Source organism: Bradyrhizobium sp. GW821-FHT13H06 (assembly GCF_058803975.1).
The window spans coordinates 27,976-45,281 of sequence record NZ_JBXAPN010000003.1; the positions used below are offsets into that span (position 1 = coordinate 27,976).

The 17,306-nt window shown below is 64.0% G+C and carries 14 protein-coding genes; 6 read left to right on the forward strand and 8 right to left on the reverse strand.

The genetic code is table 11. The features are described from left to right. Window positions 1–54 precede the first annotated feature (54 nt). The 3 genes from urtC to urtA form a co-directional block, all read right to left on the reverse strand. Window positions 55–1,197, reverse strand: coding sequence for an urea ABC transporter permease subunit UrtC (gene urtC / locus AC1RQP_RS12575; protein WP_492937194.1), 1,143 nt, complete (start codon window positions 1,195–1,197; stop codon window positions 55–57). A 17-nt stretch (window positions 1,198–1,214) separates the two neighbouring features. Beyond that, entirely contained in the window at window positions 1,215–2,141 is a 927-nt protein-coding gene (gene urtB, locus AC1RQP_RS12580) for an urea ABC transporter permease subunit UrtB (RefSeq protein WP_239628165.1), read from the reverse strand. A 127-nt stretch (window positions 2,142–2,268) separates the two neighbouring features. Continuing rightward, entirely contained in the window at window positions 2,269–3,528 is a 1,260-nt protein-coding gene (gene urtA, locus AC1RQP_RS12585; RefSeq protein ID WP_492937195.1) for an urea ABC transporter substrate-binding protein, read from the reverse strand. 165 nt (window positions 3,529–3,693) lie between these two features. Between urtA and AC1RQP_RS12590 the strand changes: the two genes are divergently transcribed. After that, on the forward strand, window positions 3,694–7,065 hold the full coding sequence (locus AC1RQP_RS12590; RefSeq protein ID WP_492937196.1) for a hybrid sensor histidine kinase/response regulator: 3,372 nt from the start codon (window positions 3,694–3,696) through the stop codon (window positions 7,063–7,065). After that, window positions 7,055–7,975, forward strand: a complete 921-nt coding sequence (locus AC1RQP_RS12595) for a response regulator (RefSeq protein WP_035672991.1) — start codon at window positions 7,055–7,057, stop codon at window positions 7,973–7,975. Before AC1RQP_RS12590 ends, AC1RQP_RS12595 begins: the two co-directional genes overlap by 11 nt. Before the next feature lie 124 nt (window positions 7,976–8,099). Here AC1RQP_RS12595 and AC1RQP_RS12600 read toward each other — a convergent pair whose 3' ends face one another. Further along, window positions 8,100–9,602, reverse strand: a complete 1,503-nt coding sequence (locus AC1RQP_RS12600) for a flavin-containing monooxygenase (RefSeq protein ID WP_492937197.1) — start codon at window positions 9,600–9,602, stop codon at window positions 8,100–8,102. Window positions 9,603–9,727: 125 nt separating this feature from the next. Next, window positions 9,728–10,486: a S1 family peptidase gene (locus tag AC1RQP_RS12605; RefSeq protein ID WP_492937198.1), complete on the reverse strand. Its 759-nt coding sequence runs from the start codon at window positions 10,484–10,486 to the stop codon at window positions 9,728–9,730. Between the two features lie 106 nt (window positions 10,487–10,592). Between AC1RQP_RS12605 and AC1RQP_RS12610 the strand changes: the two genes are divergently transcribed. Then, a complete protein-coding gene (locus AC1RQP_RS12610) occupies window positions 10,593–11,228 on the forward strand; it encodes an HAD-IA family hydrolase (RefSeq protein ID WP_492937199.1) in 636 nt (211 codons plus the stop codon). Between the two features lie 101 nt (window positions 11,229–11,329). Here AC1RQP_RS12610 and mtnA read toward each other — a convergent pair whose 3' ends face one another. The 3 genes from mtnA to AC1RQP_RS12625 form a co-directional block, all read right to left on the reverse strand. Further along, window positions 11,330–12,436, reverse strand: coding sequence for an S-methyl-5-thioribose-1-phosphate isomerase (gene mtnA, locus AC1RQP_RS12615; protein WP_492937200.1), 1,107 nt, complete (start codon window positions 12,434–12,436; stop codon window positions 11,330–11,332). An 18-nt stretch (window positions 12,437–12,454) separates the two neighbouring features. Further along, window positions 12,455–13,330 carry an S-methyl-5'-thioadenosine phosphorylase gene (locus AC1RQP_RS12620; RefSeq protein WP_239628176.1) on the reverse strand — a complete coding sequence of 292 codons (876 nt, stop codon included), beginning with the start codon at window positions 13,328–13,330 and terminating at the stop codon, window positions 12,455–12,457. Between the two features lie 174 nt (window positions 13,331–13,504). Next, window positions 13,505–13,777, reverse strand: coding sequence for a phosphopantetheine-binding protein (locus tag AC1RQP_RS12625; protein ID WP_028180428.1), 273 nt, complete (start codon window positions 13,775–13,777; stop codon window positions 13,505–13,507). Between the two features lie 356 nt (window positions 13,778–14,133). Between AC1RQP_RS12625 and AC1RQP_RS12630 the strand changes: the two genes are divergently transcribed. Genes AC1RQP_RS12630 through AC1RQP_RS12640 form a run of 3 tightly spaced genes read left to right on the forward strand, consistent with a single transcriptional unit; the run spans window position 14,134 to window position 17,300 of the window. Next, window positions 14,134–15,351, forward strand: coding sequence for an acyl-CoA dehydrogenase family protein (locus AC1RQP_RS12630; RefSeq protein ID WP_492937201.1), 1,218 nt, complete (start codon window positions 14,134–14,136; stop codon window positions 15,349–15,351). A 56-nt stretch (window positions 15,352–15,407) separates the two neighbouring features. Beyond that, window positions 15,408–16,388 (forward strand): amino acid--[acyl-carrier-protein] ligase, encoded by a 981-nt coding sequence (locus AC1RQP_RS12635; RefSeq protein ID WP_239628179.1) that lies wholly within the window; start codon window positions 15,408–15,410, stop codon window positions 16,386–16,388. 36 nt (window positions 16,389–16,424) lie between these two features. After that, window positions 16,425–17,300: an acyl-CoA acyltransferase gene (locus tag AC1RQP_RS12640; RefSeq protein ID WP_492937202.1), complete on the forward strand. Its 876-nt coding sequence runs from the start codon at window positions 16,425–16,427 to the stop codon at window positions 17,298–17,300. The last annotated feature ends 6 nt before the right edge of the window (window positions 17,301–17,306 follow it).

Sequence of the window (17,306 nt, forward strand, 5' to 3'; positions counted from 1 at the left end):
CTCACTGCCAGAGTGGCATCGGCATCGTGATGACCGACGAGCATGATTACCTCCTCACTCTGCCGGTGCGCCGTCGGCGACCGAATTGTCGTTCCAGCCCGCCTTCGTCTTGCGCGAGGCGAACAGCCGGTCGATGCGCGGCTGCACGTAGTCGGCCCAGAGCCCGGACAGGCCGTTCGGGAAGGCAAGCACGACCGCGATGAACAGCGCGCCGAGGCCGAACAGCCAGAGCTGCGGGAAGGATTCCGACAGGCTGGTCTTGGCGAAGTTCACCAGGATGGCTCCCCAAACCGCGCCGAAGATCGACGTCCGTCCGCCGACGGCGGTGTAGATCACCATCTCGATCGACGGCACGATGCCGACAAAGGACGGCGACATGAAACCGACGTTGAGCGCGAACATGGCGCCGCCGATCGCGGCGAAGATCGCGGCCATGCAGAAGGCGAAGATCTTGAAATTGGCGACGCTGTAGCCGGAGAAGCGGACGCGGTCCTCCTGCTCGCGCATCGCCACCAGGATGCGGCCGAGCTTGGTCAAGCGGATGAACTGCGCGATGCCGATGCAGGCGAACAACAGCACCACCTCGACGAAGTACAGGATGACCTTGGCGTGGTCGGGCCGGATGTCCCACCCCTTGAGCGTGCGGAGGTCGGTCATGCCGTTGATGCCGCCGGTGTAGCCCTGCTGCCCGACGATCAAGATGGTCAGGATGGCGGCGACCGCCTGGGTGATGATCGCGAAGTAGGTGCCGCCGACGCGACGCTTGAACATCGCAGTGCCGATGATCAGGGCGAAGAGACCGGGAACCAGAATGATGGCAAGGATGGTGAAGGTCAGGCTGTGAAACGGTTGCCAGAACAACGGCAGCGACGTGATCTGATTCCAGTCCATGAAGTCGGGAATGCCGGGCGTCGACTGGATCTTGGTGTTCTCGACGCTCGAAGCCTCGAGCTTGAGGAACATCGCCATGCAGTAGCCGCCGAGGCCGAAGAACACGCCCTGCCCCAGGCTGAGAATTCCACCATAGCCCCAGCACAGCACGAGGCCGAGCGCGACGAAGGCGTAGGTCAGGTATTTCGCGACGAGGTTGAGGCGGAACACGTCCAGCGACAGCGGCAGGATCACGAACAACACGGCGGCCAGGACGATGAAGCCCGTGAGTTCGGAGCGATTGAAGAAGCGTGAGTTGATGATCATGACTTGCCTGCTTCTCGTTATTTGCGGACTTTGAGGGCGAAGAGACCCTGCGGCCGCAGCATCAGGATGCCGACGACAGCGAGCAGCGTGAGCACCTTGGCCATCGAGCCCGACATGAAGAACTCGAGGGTCGATTGCGTCTGCGAGATCGAGAAGGCCGAGGCGATGGTGCCGAGCAGGCTCGCGGCGCCGCCGAACACGACGACCAGGAACGTGTCGACGATATAGAGCTGACCGGAGGTCGGCCCGGTGGAGCCGATCATGGTGAAGGCGCTGCCGGCGACACCCGCAATGCCGCAGCCGAGTCCGAACGTATAGCGATCGACCTTCTCGGTGTTGATGCCGACCGCGCCGGCCATGATGCGGTTCTGCACCACCGCGCGGACCTGGCGACCCCAGCGCGACAGGTAGAGAACATAGGCGACGGAGACGGTGATCAGCACGGTGAGGCCCATCACGAAGACGCCGTTGATCGGCACTTCAATGCTCTCGGTCACGTGCAGCGAGCCGAGCATCCACTGCGGCAGCTCGACGCCGACCTCACGCGCGCCGAACACGGAGCGATAAGCCTGCTGAAGCATCAGGCTGAGACCCCAGGTGGCGAGCAGCGTGTCGAGCGGGCGCTTGTAGAGGTGCCGTATCAGCACCCACTCCACCAGCATGCCCAGTGCGCCGGATGCGATGAAGGCCAGGATCATCGCGAGGAAGAAGTAGCCGCCGAACAGGCTCGGCATGTAGGCCTGGAAGAGATTTGAGGTCATCCAGGTGACGTAGGCCCCGAGGATCATGAACTCGCCATGGGCCATGTTGATGACGCCCATCTGGCCGAAGATGATGGCAAGCCCGAGGGCCATGAGGACATAGACGGAGAACAGGATCAGTCCGGCAAAACCCTGCATGACGAAGATCGAACCAAGGTCGCCAATCGAATAGTCGCCGAACATCGATGTCCTCCGTCGAGATGGGGTCCCGCGTCGCGAGCAGGTTCGCGACGCGGGGGCTTGAGGCATGGACTTGCGATCCACGCCAGGGAGCGGCTTGGTATCGGGGAGAAAGCGCGACGGATGCCGCTTACTGGTAACCCTTCGGGAACGGATCGGGCTCGACGAGATCGGCGGTCTCGTAGATCAGCTCGAACTGGCCATCGAGCTTGGCGCGACCGACCCGGGTCTTCGACCAGAGATGATGGTTCTCGTGGATGCGGACGTAACCTTCCGGGGCCCCCTTGAACTCGACACCGGGCGACGCCGCCGCGATCTTGTCGACGTCGAAGGAGCCAGCCTTCTCGACCGTCAGCTTCCACAGCCACGGTCCGAGATAGGCAGCCTGGGTGACGTCTCCGATCACGGTCTTCTCGCCCCACATCTTCTTGAAGGCGGGCACGAAGGCCTTGTTGTTGGGGTTGTCGAGCGACTGGAAGTACTTCATGCAGGCGTACGCGCCCGCAATGTTCTCGCCACCGATGCCGTCGATTTCGTCCTCGGTCACCGAGATCGTCAGCAGCGGCTGCTTGGCGAGGTCGATGCCGGCGGCCTTGAGCTGCTTGTAGAAGGCGACGTTGGAGCCACCGACGACGTCGGTGAAGATCACGTCGGGCTTGGTCAGCTTGATCTTGTTGATGACCGAGTTGAACTGAGTGCTGCCGAGCGCATAATACTCCTCGCCGACGACCTTGCCCTTCAGGACGTTCTCGACGTGCTTGCGCGCGATCTTGTTCGAGGTGCGCGGCCAGATGTAGTCGGAGCCGATGAAGAAGAAGGTCTTCGCGCCCTTCTCCTTGGCGATCCAGTTCAGGCCGGCGAGAATCTGCTGGGTCGCTTCCTGGCCGGTGTAGATCACGTTCTTGGACTGCTCGAGGCCTTCGTAGAAGGTCGGGTAATAGAGCATGCCGTTATACTGCTCGACGACCGGCAGCACCGCCTTGCGCGAGGCCGAGGTCCAGCAGCCCATGATGGCCGCGACCTTGTCGTTGACCAGCAGCTTCTTGGCCTTTTCGGCGAAGGTCGGCCAATCGGAGGCGCCGTCCTCCTGGATGAACTTGATCTTGCGCCCCAGGACGCCGCCCGCCGCGTTGATCTGCTCAATCGCGAGCTTTTCGGCCTCGATCGAGCCGGTCTCGGAGATCGCCATGGTGCCGGTCGCCGAGTGCAGGATGCCGACCGTGACCTCGGTGTCGGTGACCGCAAGACCCGTGGTGTTGACCGCCGAGGTCGCCGGAGCCTGCGCAAAGGACGTCCGCGGCAGCATGGTAATGGCCGGCACGGCCGCCATCCCCATCAATAATTTGCGCCGCAGCGGCGACAACAGGCCCTTGTTTGCTTCGTCTGACATGAGCACCCCACTTTTGTTCGAGACACGCGATTGGTGCCGTGAGGATGGCTCGGATTTGTGCAGCCAAAGCATACGCAAGATCGCGTATACTGCACCGCAAAATGCCGACGTAGGCTTTTGGTACGGAACTTGCGAGGGCTCGGGCCGTATCGGGAGTGGGGTCAAGTGGCAGGGCGGCAGCGAATAGACCGCGTCAGGCGCCAGTACAATCAATGGGTCGCCAACCAGACGCTGGAAGACTATGCCCTTCGCTTCACCGCGAAGAGCGCGCGCCGCTGGTCCGCCGCCCGCGTCGCCAACACTGCCCTAGGCGCGATCTCGTTCCTGGCAATGGAGGCGATCGGCGGAACCATCACCCTCAATTACGGCGTCACCAATGCCACCGCCGCGATCCTCGTGGTCTCGGTCATCATCTTCTGCTGCGGCATGCCCATCGCGTATTATGCCGCCAAGTGCGGCATCGACATCGACCTGCTGACGCGGGGAGCCGGCTTCGGTTACATCGGCTCGACGGTCACCTCACTGATCTACGCGTCCTTCACCTTCATCTTCTTTGCGATCGAAGCCGTGATCCTCGCGTCCGCGCTCGAAATGTGCTTCGGGATCCCGCGGCCGGTCGGCTATCTCATCAGCGCCGTCGTCATTATCCCGCTGGTGGCCTACGGCATCACGCTGATCAGCCGCTTCCAATTGTGGACGCAACCGCTATGGGTGATCCTTCACATCATTCCGTTCGCGGCGATCGCCTGGCACAACCCGCACTCCTTTACGGAATGGCGCAAGTTCTCGGGCGAGCACGGCGATCTCAACGGACATTTCGATCTGTTGCTGTTCGGCGTTGCGGCCTCGGTGGTGTTTTCCCTGGTGGCGCAGATCGGCGAGCAGGTCGACTTCCTGCGCTTTCTCCCCCGCGACCGCCGCGCCTCGAGGGTTTCCTGGTGGATGGCGCTGATGAGCGCAGGACCGGGCTGGATCGTGCTCGGCGCGCTGAAGCTCCTGGCCGGCTCGTTTCTCGCCTTCTTCGCGCTCAGCCACGGCGTGCCGCCCGAGGAGGCCGCCGAGCCGGCGCATATGTATCTCGAAGCGTTCCGCTACGTGCTCTCGCAGCCCGAGCTCGCACTGGCGTTGACCGGCACCTTCGTGATCCTGTCGCAGGTCAAGATCAACGTCACCAACGCCTATGCCGGCTCGATCGCCTGGTCGAACTTCTTCTCGCGTTTGACCCACAGCCATCCCGGGCGCGTGGTCTGGCTGGTCTTCAACGTCATCGTGGCACTGCTGTTGATGGAGATCGGCGTCTACAAGGCCCTGGAGCAGACGCTGGCGCTCTACTCGAACGTCGCGATCGCCTGGGTCGGCGCGCTGGTCGCCGATCTCGTCGTCAACAAGCCGCTTGGATTGCGGCCGCAGCAGATCGAATTCAAGCGCGCGCATCTCTACGACGTCAATCCGGTCGGCGTGGGCGCGATGACGATCGCAACCATCGTCTCCATCAGCGCCTTTTACGGCCTGTTCGGACCTACCGCGAAGGCGCTGTCGGCCTTCATAGCGCTCGCAGTAGCCTTCCTCGCCGCGCCGTTGATTGCCTGGGCCACGAACGGCAAGTACTACATCGCACGCAAGCCGAAGCGGAGCTGGCAGAACCTCGAGGCGATCCAGTGCTGTATCTGCGAGCACGCGTTCGAGCCGGAGGACATGGCCTCCTGCCCCGCTTACGCCGGTCCGATCTGCTCGCTGTGCTGTTCGCTGGACGCACGCTGCCACGATCTCTGCAAGCCGCACGCTCGAATTCAGGCGCAGGTCTCGGAGACGCTGGGCAAGCTGATGCCGCAACCGATCTACGCCCGGATCAACTCGCAGCTCGGCCACTATATCGGCGTGTTCGTGGTCTCCGCCGGCCTGGTCGCCCTGGTGCTGGGACTGATCTATCTGCAGACGTCGGCGAACGTCCATGGCGAGAACGAGCTCGTGTCCGACGTGCTGTGGAAGGTGTTCTTCTCGCTCAGCATCATCATCGGCGTGGTTGCCTGGCTGTTCGTGCTGGCACAGCAGAGCCGCCGCGCCGCCGAGGCCGAGACGCGGCGGCAGACCACGCTGCTGATTCAGGAGATCGACGCGCACAAGCGCACCGACGCCGAGCTCCAACGTGCCAAGGAGGTCGCCGAATCCGCCAATTTGGCCAAGAGCCGCTACGTGGTGGGCCTGAGCCATGAGCTGCGCTCGCCGCTGAACGCGATCAGCGGCTATGCCCAGCTGCTCGAGCAGGATACGACGCTGGGCCCGAAGCCGCGCGACCAGGTCCGCGTCGTCCGCCGCAGCGCCGACCACCTGTCCGGCCTGATCGACGGCATCCTGGACATCTCCAAGATCGAGGCCGGGCGGCTGTATCTGTCGCGCGACGAGGTGCACCTCGGCGAATTCCTCGATCAGCTCGTCGGCATGTTCCGCCTTCAGGCCGCAGCCAGGGGCGTCGATTTCATGTTCAGGCGGCCGGCGTCGTTGCCGCGCGTGGTCTATGCCGACGAGAAGCGTCTGCGTCAGGTGCTGATCAACCTGCTCTCGAACGCCATCAAGTTCACCCAGGCGGGCAGTGTGCAGTTCGTGGTGCACTATCGCAGCCCCGTTGCCGAGTTCGAGGTGATCGACACCGGCCCCGGCATCCGGGGCGACGATCTCGAACGCATCTTCGCACCCTTCGAGCGCGGTGCGCTCGGCGTCTCGCAGCCGCAGACCGGGACCGGGCTCGGCCTGACCATCAGCCGCCTGCTCGCCGGCGTGATGGGCGGCGATATCAAGGTCACGAGCACGGTCGGCACCGGCTCAACGTTCAAGGTCAAGATCCTGCTCTCGGAGGTCACCAATCCCCGGCGCATCGCGCCGGTCGAGGCCCCGGTCTCCGGCTATCACGGCGCGCGCAAGACCATCCTCGTTACCGACGATGACCCCGTGCATCGCGATCTCCTGCGCGAGGTGCTGACGCCGCTCGGTTTCATCCTGCTCAGCGCGCCGGACGGCGCTGGCTGCCTCGCGCTGGCACAGCATTGCCGGCCCGATCTGTTCCTGCTCGACATCTCGATGCCTGCCATGGACGGCTGGACCGTGGCCGAGGCCTTGCGCGCGAGCGGCCATCACCAGGCGCGCATCCTCATGGTGTCGGCAAGCGCGTTGGAGGCCCACGGCGCTCCGCTGGCGCAACCTTTCCACGACGGCTATCTGATGAAGCCGATCGACATCCCGCGGCTCCTGGAGACGATCCGCCACCTGCTCAAGATCGAATGGCAATACGGTTCGGACGAGATCGCGGTGCCGTTCTGGCGTCCCGAGACCGGATCAAAGCCGCCGGTGCGGCACATCGAGGCGCTGATCGGGCTCGGCCAGATCGGCTACGTCAAGGGTATCCAGTTGAAGCTGGACGAGATCGGCAGCGAACATCCTGAGCATGCCGACTTCGTCGCGCAGATGCGGTCGCTGGTCGATCGCTTCGATCTCGACCAGTACATGGCCACATTGAAGACGTTGCACGCGTATGAACATTGAGTCGAAGAAGCGCGACGTCGCGCTCGTTGTCGATGACTCTCCGGAGACGCTGCGGCTGCTCACCGACGCGCTCGACGGCGCCGGCATGACGGTCATGGTGGCGCTCGACGGCGCCGCGGCGATGCGCATCATCGACCAGATCACGCCCGACATCATTCTGCTCGATGCCGTGATGCCCGGCATCGACGGCTTCGAGACATGCCGCCGGCTCAAGCGCGATGCCGGTCTCGCCAACGTCCCCGTGATCTTCATGACGGGCCTTGCCGAGACCGAGCACATCGTGCGCGGGCTTGAAGCTGGCGGCGTCGACTACGTGACCAAACCGATCGTGATCGAGGAAATGCTGGCGCGTATCCGCGTCCATCTCGGCAATGCCCGGCTGACCCAGAGCGCCCGGACCGCGCTCGACGTCTCCGGCCGGTTCTTGTTCGCGGTCAACCGCCAGGGCAACGTGCTGTGGGCGACGCCGCAGGCGCAGAAATTGCTGTCCGACCATCACGGCGCGCAGGCCGACGATTTCGTCCTACCCCCAGCGCTGCTGCAATGGCTGGAACAGGCCAAGGCCAAGGGCAGCTCGAAGTCGCAGGGCGCTTCCTTGCCCGACAATCCGCAACTTCGGCTCTTCTACATGGGTGAGACCGCGCCGAACGAATTCCTGCTGCGACTCTCCAGGGAGTCCGGCACCGCGCTGCCACCCGAATTCACCAGCGAGCTCGGCCTCACCACCCGCGAGGGAGAGGTTCTGGCCTGGCTCAGCAAGGGCAAGACCAACCGCGACATCGCGCAGATTCTGGGTCTCAGCCCGCGCACGGTCGACAAGCATCTCGAGCAGATCTACGCCAAGCTCGGCGTGGAGAACCGGACGGCCGCGGCGGCCATCGCGGCGAATGCGACGAGGCGGAATTCGTGAGCCGCTCGGCAGGTGAATTGGCACGCCGTTCACCCAGCAAACGGCGTCGTCCCGGGTTCGCTTCGCGCCCCGGGACGACAGTGGAGCGTGTGGCGGTCGCTACCGCCCCTTACGCGAACAGCTTTCACCCATAGACAAAAGCCTTGTCGTCCAGGTCCGTCTTCGGGATCTCGTCCTTCTCGATCCAGTAATCCTGGCTGTGCTGCCATTCCGGCTTGTCGCCGCGCTTGGGCAAGAGGTCCATGTTGCGCATCATGTAGCCGGGGTTGAAGTTTTCCGGATCGATCCACGGCAGGATCGGCATGTTGTGGTCTTCGGGACGCAGCTTGACCTCGACCTTCTTGGCGCCCTTTGCCTTCATGTGTCCGAGCAGCCTGCAGACGAAATCGGCGACGAGGTCGACGCGCAGCGTCCAGCTGGCGCGGAAGTAGCCGAACACCCAGACCATGTTGGGCACGCCCGTGAACATCATGCCGCGATAGGTGACGGTGTCGCCAAAAGCGAGCGGCCTGCCGTCGATCTCGAATTCGATATCGCCGAGCGCTGCAAGATTGAAGCCGGTCGCGGTGACGATGACATCCGCCTCCAGCAGCTTGCCGGATTTGAGCTGGATACCGTTCTCGACGAAGCATTCGATCTCGTCGGTCACGACGGAGGCCTTGCCGCTGGCGATCCCCTTGAACAGATCCGCATCCGGCACGAAGGCGATGCGCTGCCGCCACGGCCGGTATTTCGGCGTGAAGTGCGTCTCGACGTCGTAATCGGGACCCAGGACGACGCTGATCTGGCCGATCAGCTCCTTCTTGACCTGCTCGGGCTTGGACACGCAGAGTTTTGTGAACGCATCCTGTTCGAACAGGATCTTCCGCCGCACGATCTCGTGGATCCAGGTCTCGTCAACCTGAAGCCGGCGCAGCTCTTCCGCGATCTCGATGGCGTTGCGGCCAAGGCGGAAATAGGTCGGCGAGCGCTGGAGCATGGTGACATGCGCGCATTTGTCCGCGATGTTCGGCACCAGCGTTGCCGCCGTCGCACCCGAGCCAATCACGACGACCTTCTTGTTCGCGAGATCAATGTCGTCGGGCCATGTCTGCGGATGGACGATGCGGCCCTTGAAGCGGTCCATGCCCTTCCATTGCGGCGTGTAGCCTTCTGAGTGGCGATAATAGCCCTGGCACATCCAGAGGAAGTTGGCGGTGAATGTTCTGGACTCGCCGGTGTCGGTCGTTACCGCTTCGATGGTCCAGAGATTGCGCTCGCTCGACCAGCTCGCCGAATTGATCTTGTGCTTGTAGCGGATGTGCCGCGCGATATCGTTGTCGTCGATCACCTCTTTCATATAGGAGAGGATTTCCTCGGCGGTCGCAATCGGCGGACCGACCCACGGCTTGAAGCTGTAACCGAAGGTATGGAGATCGCTGTCGGAACGAATGCCGGGATAGCGATGTGTGCTCCAGGTGCCGCCGAATGTCTCCTGCGTCTCCAGGATGACGTAGCTCGTGCCCGGAAGCTGCTTCTGGATGTGATAGGCGCTACCGATGCCGGAGATGCCGGCGCCGACGATCAGCACGTCGAAATGTTCAGAAGCCTGTTTGGCCGTGGCGTGACTGCGAACAGCGACATTCATTGTTGTTTCTATGCCTTGCTTGTTTTTGTGGCCGTCCTTGACCGGACGGCGCGTTTCCTCCGCGCCGGGCAGTTTCGCCCGCCGCGCTTCCGCTACAAAATGACATAGATCAAGTCGCGGTCAAATCACAGCGCCGCACCCCAGCTCCGCGCGGTCTGCAAGATCCAGTCGCGATAGAGCGTGAGCGGCGTGACGCCGGTCAATCCGCCGCAACCGGCGGCGCCGTTCGGCCCTGTCGACCAGCTGATGAGCCCGACGAGCACGGGACCATTCGGCCTGTCCTCGAACACGGGGCCGCCGGAATCGCCGGTGCAGGCGCCAATTCCGTCGCGAACACCGTTGGTTACGGGATCAACCAGGCGAATCTGGAGCGTGCCGGGCTGCCCTGTGGCAACGAGGCCGGCAACGCGCGTCGTGCCGCCGCTCTTGCCTTCACCGCGCACGGTGACGCCGATGCCGGCAATGACGAAGCGGCTGCCGACCTGAATTGGAATCGTCGGCGTGCCGACCGTCACCGTGGATTTTCCCTTGAATGGAATTTCCAGCTGCAGCAGCGCCACGTCGGCGGTGGCGCGGTGCGCCTGCATCGCCTGCATGTTGAAATTCGGATGGATCGCGACGGCGCGGACGTTCAGCAATTGCGGCTGGCCGTCCGCGCCGCGTTCTACGATCTTGTAGTCGGCGCCGGGCTGCACGCAATGAGCGACTGTCAACACCACCTTCGAGGTGATCAGGCTGCCGGTGCAGAAATTGCCCCGCGATCCGACGATGGTGACGACCGCACGCGCGACACCATCGGCCTGCGGCGTGCCGCCGCCGACGATGGCGTGGGCAGGCGTGGCGAGCAGCAGCGCTGCTGCGACGGACATGGCAAGCTTCTTCATGGGAACACGCTTTGGCGTCAGCATCGGTGAAGGAGGGGGCTTCGGACTGGCTCTTGCCGATAGCGCATGCTAGCCCTCTTGGAAAGGAATTGACGAGGGCAGGACATTGACGATCGAGGCTGTGATCTTTGATTTTGGCGGCGTGCTGACGAGCTCACCATTCGAGGCGTTCACGCGGTTCGAGACCGAGCGCGGCCTGCCCATCGACATCATCCGGCGCACCAACGCCGCCAACCATCTGGAGAACGCCTGGGCCAAGTTCGAGCGGGCCGAGGTGGACATCGACACCTTCGACGAATTGTTCGCCGCCGAATCGCTCGCGCTTGGCGCGGAAGTGCGCGGCCGTGACGTGCTGCCGCTGCTGCAGGGCGATCTGCGCCCGGAGATGGTCGAGGCTCTGAAGCGCATCAAGGCGCAGTTCAAGACCGGCTGCATCACCAACAATTTGCCGGCGAACGCCATCGGCAGCATGACGGGACGCTCCCTCTACATCGCCGAAGTGATGGTGCTGTTCGATCACGTGATCGAATCCGCCAAGATCGGACTGCGCAAGCCTGACCCGCGCATCTACGCGCTGATGGTAGACACACTGAAGGTCGATCCGAAGGACTGCGTCTATCTCGACGATCTCGGCGTCAACCTCAAGCCCGCGCGCGAGATGGGCATGACCACCATCAAGGTGACGAACGGCGCACAGGCGATCGCCGAGCTGGAAGCGGCGACTGGGCTGAAGCTCAACTAGCGCAACTCATTCCGCAACCGTAGGGTGGGCAAAGCGCAGCGTGCCCACCACCAGCATATGGTGGGCACGGCGCTTCGCGCCTTTGCCCACCATACGGGAGCCTACTCCGCCGCAGCGGCGATGCGCTCGGGAAACGCCGCCGCCAGCGAGTCGCGATCCGCCTTCAGCACGCCGCGTTCGGTGATGAGGCCGGTGACGAGCCGCGCCGGCGTCACGTCGAACGCGTAGTTCGCGACCGGCGAGTTCTCCGGCACGATACGAACCGTCTCCAGCCTTCCGTCGGCGGTACGGCCGGTCATGTCGGTGACCTCTGTGCCGCTGCGCTGCTCGATCGGGATGTCGCGAATGCCGTCATGGACGGCGAAGTCGATCGTCGGCGACGGGAGCGCGACGTAGAACGGCACGCCATTGTCATGCGCAGCAAGCGCCTTCAGATAGGTGCCGATCTTGTTGCAGACGTCGCCATTGGCGGCGACGCGGTCGGTGCCGACGATGGCGAGATCGACCATGCCGTGCTGCATCAGGTGTCCGCCGGTATTGTCCGGGATCACGGTGTGCGGCACGCCGTGATGGCCGAGCTCCCAGGCCGTCAGCGAGGCGCCCTGGTTGCGCGGACGGGTCTCGTCGACCCAGACATGGATCTTGAGGCCGCGCTCATGCGCGAGATAGATTGGCGCCGTCGCCGTGCCCCAATCGACGGTGGCGAGCCAGCCGGCGTTGCAATGGGTCAGCACGTTGACCGCCTGCCCCGGCTTCCTCGCCGCGATTGCCTCGATCAGCTTCAAACCGTTGCTGGCAATGCCGCGATTGATCTCGACGTCCTGCTCGACGATCTCGTCGGCGCGCGCATAGGCCGCTTCGGCCCTTTCAAGCGGGTCGATCGGCGCGAGCGTCGCGCGCATCTCGTCCAGGGCCCATTTCAGATTGATCGCGGTCGGCCGCGCCACGACGAGCGTGTCATAGGCGCGTTTCAGGCCCGCATCCGAGGCATCCTCGCGCATCGCGTGCGCCATTCCATAGGCCGCGGTGGCACCGATCAGCGGCGCGCCGCGCACCAGCATGTCGCGGATCGCGACGGCCGCGTCCTCGCAGGAGGTGAGGCGCGCGATGACGAACTCGTGCGGCAACCTGCGCTGGTCGATCGCGCCGACCGACCAGCCGTCACGCTCGCGCCAGATGCTGCGGAAATGCTTGCCGTCGACCTTCATGGCATTCTGCCTTTCACATCACGCCCGCAGGATGCGCCCGGCCACCGCATCGAGCTTCTTCAGAAGCTCCGGGTCGCGCGCCTCCGGCGCCGTGATCAGCGCGGTGTCGAGCGCACGGTCCGAACCAATCGGGCACGGCTCGTGCTCGCGCGGAAAATCCTTTGCCAGCCGCGCCACCAGCGCCTTCGCCTTGTCGGCATTCGAGGTCAGCACGCGGATGATGTCCTGAACGGTGACGGCATCGTGATCGGGATGCCAGCAGTCGAAATCAGTCACCATCGCGACCGTGGCGTAGCAGATCTCCGCCTCGCGCGCGAGCTTCGCCTCCGGCATGTTGGTCATGCCGATCACGGAATAGCCTGATGTCTTGTAGGTCGTGCTTTCCGCATACGTGGAGAATTGCGGCCCTTCCATGCAGACATAAGTGCCGCCGCGCGCGACCGCGATGCCCTCGGCTTCGGCCGCCGCCGCGAGATGGATGCGCAGCCGCGGCGAGACCGGATGCGCCATCGACACATGCGCGACGCAGCCGCGGCCGAAGAACGAGCTCTCTCGCTTGTAGGTACGGTCGACGAACTGGTCGACGAGAACGAAAGTCCCGGGCGGCAGTTCCTCCCTGAAGGAGCCGCAGGCCGAGAGCGAGATCAGGTCGGTGACGCCGGCCCGCTTCAGCACGTCGATATTGGCGCGATAATTGATGTCGGAGGGGGACAGCCGGTGGCCCTTGTCATGCCGCGGCAGGAACACGATGGGCAGGCCGGCGATGGAGCCACGCCGCAAGGGCGCAGACGGCTCGCCCCAGGGGCTCTTGATCACCTCTTCACGCGCACCCTCGAGGCCCGGGAGGTCATAGATGCCCGAGCCGCCGATGATACCCAATACCGCCTGCGTCATGCCTGCTCCAACCTGTCCGCCATGTGTGACATGGTTAAGCTATGCCAGCTTTGCGGCGGTTTTGGAACGGGGTGTTGGAGCAGAGGTACTGTGAAGGAGCGATGACGAGATCTCGCGCTCAGCGTCGTCCCTGCGTTCGGAGGGACGACGGCGAAGAAGGCAGTGGCGCCTAACCTACGCCGCGGTCGCCGGCTGCAGCTGGGTCGCGATCATCCGCTCCAGCGTCTCGACGGACTGGAAATTCTCCGGCGTGATCTCGGATTGCGGGATGGTGAAATCGAACTCGGCTTCGACGCCGAGCATCAGATTGACCATGTCCATCGACGTCAGGCCGACATCAACGAGCTTGGCGGAAGACGTGACGTCTGCGGTGAGTGAATTCTGTTCGAGGATGCCCTTCACCAGCTTGATGATGCGATTGCGCACGTCGGTATTGAAGGCCTGCATCGGCAAATTCCCATCTGTCTAACGAGGTCGGACCGGACTGCCGGCTACGATGGGCACGGCTTGCCGGTCCTGCAATGGGCGTCACCAATACTTCGCGTTTCTTAGTAAACGATGACTCAGATTGTCCGAAATTCAGGCTTCTTCCAGAGTCCTAACGCGATGCCGGAGAATCCGGTGATGCAAACAACCGGCCCTTAACTGTTCGTCCGGAATTGGGCTTTGTTTACCCTCTATTTCATCGACGAATTTGAATTAAATCCGTAGCCTCGTCTCACAAGCAAAGATGGCCGGAGGATCACCGGCGGCATCGCGAATGATGCCGGCGATCTCGAACGGCAAAACGGAGGCGGACGAGCATGAACGTGCGTGAAGCGGTCCTTACTGTCGACGAGATGCAGACGAGCTTCCTCGAGCAGGGTCCCTCCCTGATCGAGCGCGCCGCCCGGACCGCCGCCGCTGCAGCGGCCGACGCAGACGGAGTCGATCGCGACGCCCGTTTCCCGCACAAGGCGTTCGAGGTCGCACGTGAGCAGAAGCTGCTCGGCGTGATGGTTCCGGTCGAGTTCGGTGGCTTCGGCGCTTCGATCCATGATGTCACCGACATCTGCTACACGCTCGGACGCGCCTGCGCGTCCACCGCGATGATCTACGCGATGCACCAGACCAAGGTCGCCTGCATCATCAGGCACGGCCATGGCATTCCCTGGATGGAGACCATGATGCGCCGGGTCGCCCGCGACCAGTGGCTGCTCGCCTCCTCCACCACCGAGGGCCAGAATGGCGGCAACATCCGCGCCAGCGCCGCTGCGGTCGATCATGCCGGCGACACCGTCTCGCTGGTGCGCGACGCCACCGTGATCTCCTACGGCGCCGAGGCCGACGGTCTCGTCACCATCGCCCGCCGCGCCACCGATGCGGCGGCCTCCGACCAGGTGCTGCTGGCGCTCGCCAGGGACGATTATTCGCTGAAGCGGACGCTGGGCTGGGAAACGCTCGGCATGCGCGGCACCTGCTCGACCGGGTTCGAGCTGAAGGTCGACTGCCCCGCCGACCGGGTGTTCCCGGAAGCCTATGACAAGATCCACGCCCAGACCATGACGCCGTTCGCGCATCTGTGCTGGTCGTCGGTCTGGGCCGGCATCGCCGCTGCGGCAGTGACCCGCGCGCAGGCCTTCATCCGCAAGGCGGCGCGTTCCTCCGGCGGCCAGATGCCCCCGGCCGCGGCGCACTTCACCGCAGCCAAGATGTCGCTGGCCAAGCTGCGCGCGCTGATCGCGGCCAACATCGACGCTTTCGCGCGGGCCGAGCATGACGAGCGTGCGCTGAGCTCGCTCGACTTCCAGTCCTCGATCACGCTGCTGAAAGTGCAGGCCTCCGAGCTTGCGGTCGAGACCGTGATGCATGCGATGCGCACCGCGGGTCTTTCCGGCTACCGCAACGACGGCGAGTTCACCATGGGTCGCCACCTGCGCGACGTGCTGTCGTCGCCGATCATGATCAACAACGACCGCATCCTGGCCAACGCCGCGACGTCGACGCTGATGAGCGGGGTGCCGACGAGCCTTCGCGACTGAAATGCATCGGCGACTGAATCAACAAGAACAATTTTGAGATAGCAGGACATCGAACCATGAATATTGCCGTCCTCCCCGACTCGCCCGCCACCGCCCCGCAGATGATCGATCCGCTCGATCATCTCGCCGACAAGCTGTTCCACCGCATGGGGGCCGACGGCGTCTACGCCCGCACCGCACTCTATGAGGGGATCGTCGAGAAGCTCGCCGCGTTGATCACCAGCCATCGCGAGACCGGCACCGAGGTGATGCGCTTCCCGCCGGTCATGAGCCGCGCCCAGCTGGAAAAATCCGGCTACCTCAAGAGCTTTCCGAACCTGCTCGGCTGCGTCTGCGGCCTGCACGGCACCGAGCGCGAGATCAATGCCGCGGTGAGCCGCTTCGATGCCGGCGGCGACTGGACGAGTTCGCTGTCCCCCGCCGATCTCGTGCTGTCACCGGCCGCCTGCTATCCGGTCTACCCGATCGCGGCGAGCCGTGGCCAATTGCCGAAGGGCGGCCTGCGCTTCGACGTCGCGGCGGATTGCTTCCGCCGCGAGCCGTCGAAGCATCTCGACCGGCTGCAATCGTTCCGGATGCGCGAATATGTCTGCATCGGCAGCCCCGAGGACGTCGCCGACTTCCGCGAGCGCTGGATGGTGCGCGCGCAGGCGATCGCCCGCGATCTCGGCCTCACCTTCCGCGTCGACTATGCCAGCGATCCTTTCTTCGGCCGCGTCGGCCAGATGAAGGCGGTGAGCCAGAAGCAGCAGCAGCTCAAGTTCGAGCTCCTTATCCCGCTGCGCTCGGAAGAGCAGCCGACCGCCTGCATGAGCTTCAACTATCACCGCGAGCATTTCGGCACGACCTGGGGAATCCAGGACGCCAATGGCGAGCCGGCCCATACCGGCTGCGTTGCCTTCGGCATGGACCGCTTGGCCGTCGCCATGTTCCACACCCACGGCACCGACCTTTCCGCCTGGCCGGCGAAGGTGCGGGACATCCTGGGCTTGCAGCCGCAGGTCGCGGCCGAGGCTCATGGCGAAGGCTGGCGCTAAGGTAAGAGGTCGACCATTTCCACGGGCTAGACGAGCGTGATCCATACCAAGGTCCGATGCCGCGAGATCACCGAGTCCGACGTCGACAAGGTCGCGGACTTGCTGACGCGCGGCTTCGCGGGACGTTCGCGCGAATACTGGGTTGAGGGCCTGCGGCGGCAGGCCTTCCGGCCCGTGCCGGAGGGCTATCCGCGCTTCGGCTACATGCTCGACGACGGCGGCACACCGGTCGGCGTGCTGCTCTTGATCTACACGGCGCGTAAGGATGGCGAAGAGACCGCCATCCGGTGCAACCTGTCGAGCTGGTATGTCGATCCGGCCTACCGCAACTACGCCCCGCTGCTGACCAAGATCGCCCAGCGGCACAAGGACGTCACTTATTTCAACATCAGCCCGGCGCCGTGGACCTGGCCGATCATCGAGACGCAGGGCTTTCGCGCCTATTGCCGCGGCATATTCTTCTCGGTCCCTCTGCTGGCGCGCGCTCCGCGCTGGAGCGAGATCGAGGTCATCGCGCCGCACGCCAAGGAGATCGAGGGGCTTTCCGACACCGAGACCGAGCTCCTGACGCGGCATGCGCGCTACAATTGCCTCAGCCTCGTCTGCCGCACGCCGAAGGGAACGTTCCCCTTCATCCTGCAACCGGTTCGCATCCGCCGCGGTTTTATCGCACCGCCCGCGATGAAGCTGATCTATTGCCGAAGTGCCGAGGAATATGCCGAATGCGCCGGCCGCATCGGCCGGTTGCTGCTGCGGCTCGGCAAGGTCTCTGTGGCCATCGATGCCAACGGTCCGGTTGCCGGCCTCGTCGGCATCTACACCGAGCGGCGCGGCCGCAAATACTTCAAGGGCCCGCACCGGCCGCAGCTTGGCGACCTCACGGACACGGAGCTCGTGCTGTACGGGCCGTAGTTAGAC

Excerpts from the sequence above, each read along its gene's own strand:
- urtC (WP_492937194.1), bottom strand. The coding sequence starts at position 1,197 with ATGATCATCAACTCACGCTTCTTCAATCGCTCCGAACTCACGGGCTTC.
- urtB (WP_239628165.1), bottom strand. The coding sequence starts at position 2,141 with ATGTTCGGCGACTATTCGATTGGCGACCTTGGTTCGATCTTCGTCATG.
- urtA (WP_492937195.1), bottom strand. The coding sequence starts at position 3,528 with ATGTCAGACGAAGCAAACAAGGGCCTGTTGTCGCCGCTGCGGCGCAAA.
- AC1RQP_RS12595 (WP_035672991.1), top strand. The coding sequence starts at position 7,055 with ATGAACATTGAGTCGAAGAAGCGCGACGTCGCGCTCGTTGTCGATGAC.
- AC1RQP_RS12600 (WP_492937197.1), bottom strand. The coding sequence starts at position 9,602 with ATGAATGTCGCTGTTCGCAGTCACGCCACGGCCAAACAGGCTTCTGAA.
- AC1RQP_RS12605 (WP_492937198.1), bottom strand. The coding sequence starts at position 10,486 with ATGAAGAAGCTTGCCATGTCCGTCGCAGCAGCGCTGCTGCTCGCCACG.
- mtnA (WP_492937200.1), bottom strand. The coding sequence starts at position 12,436 with ATGAAGGTCGACGGCAAGCATTTCCGCAGCATCTGGCGCGAGCGTGAC.
- AC1RQP_RS12620 (WP_239628176.1), bottom strand. The coding sequence starts at position 13,330 with ATGACGCAGGCGGTATTGGGTATCATCGGCGGCTCGGGCATCTATGAC.
- AC1RQP_RS12625 (WP_028180428.1), bottom strand. The coding sequence starts at position 13,777 with ATGCAGGCCTTCAATACCGACGTGCGCAATCGCATCATCAAGCTGGTG.
- AC1RQP_RS12630 (WP_492937201.1), top strand. The coding sequence starts at position 14,134 with ATGAACGTGCGTGAAGCGGTCCTTACTGTCGACGAGATGCAGACGAGC.
- AC1RQP_RS12635 (WP_239628179.1), top strand. The coding sequence starts at position 15,408 with ATGAATATTGCCGTCCTCCCCGACTCGCCCGCCACCGCCCCGCAGATG.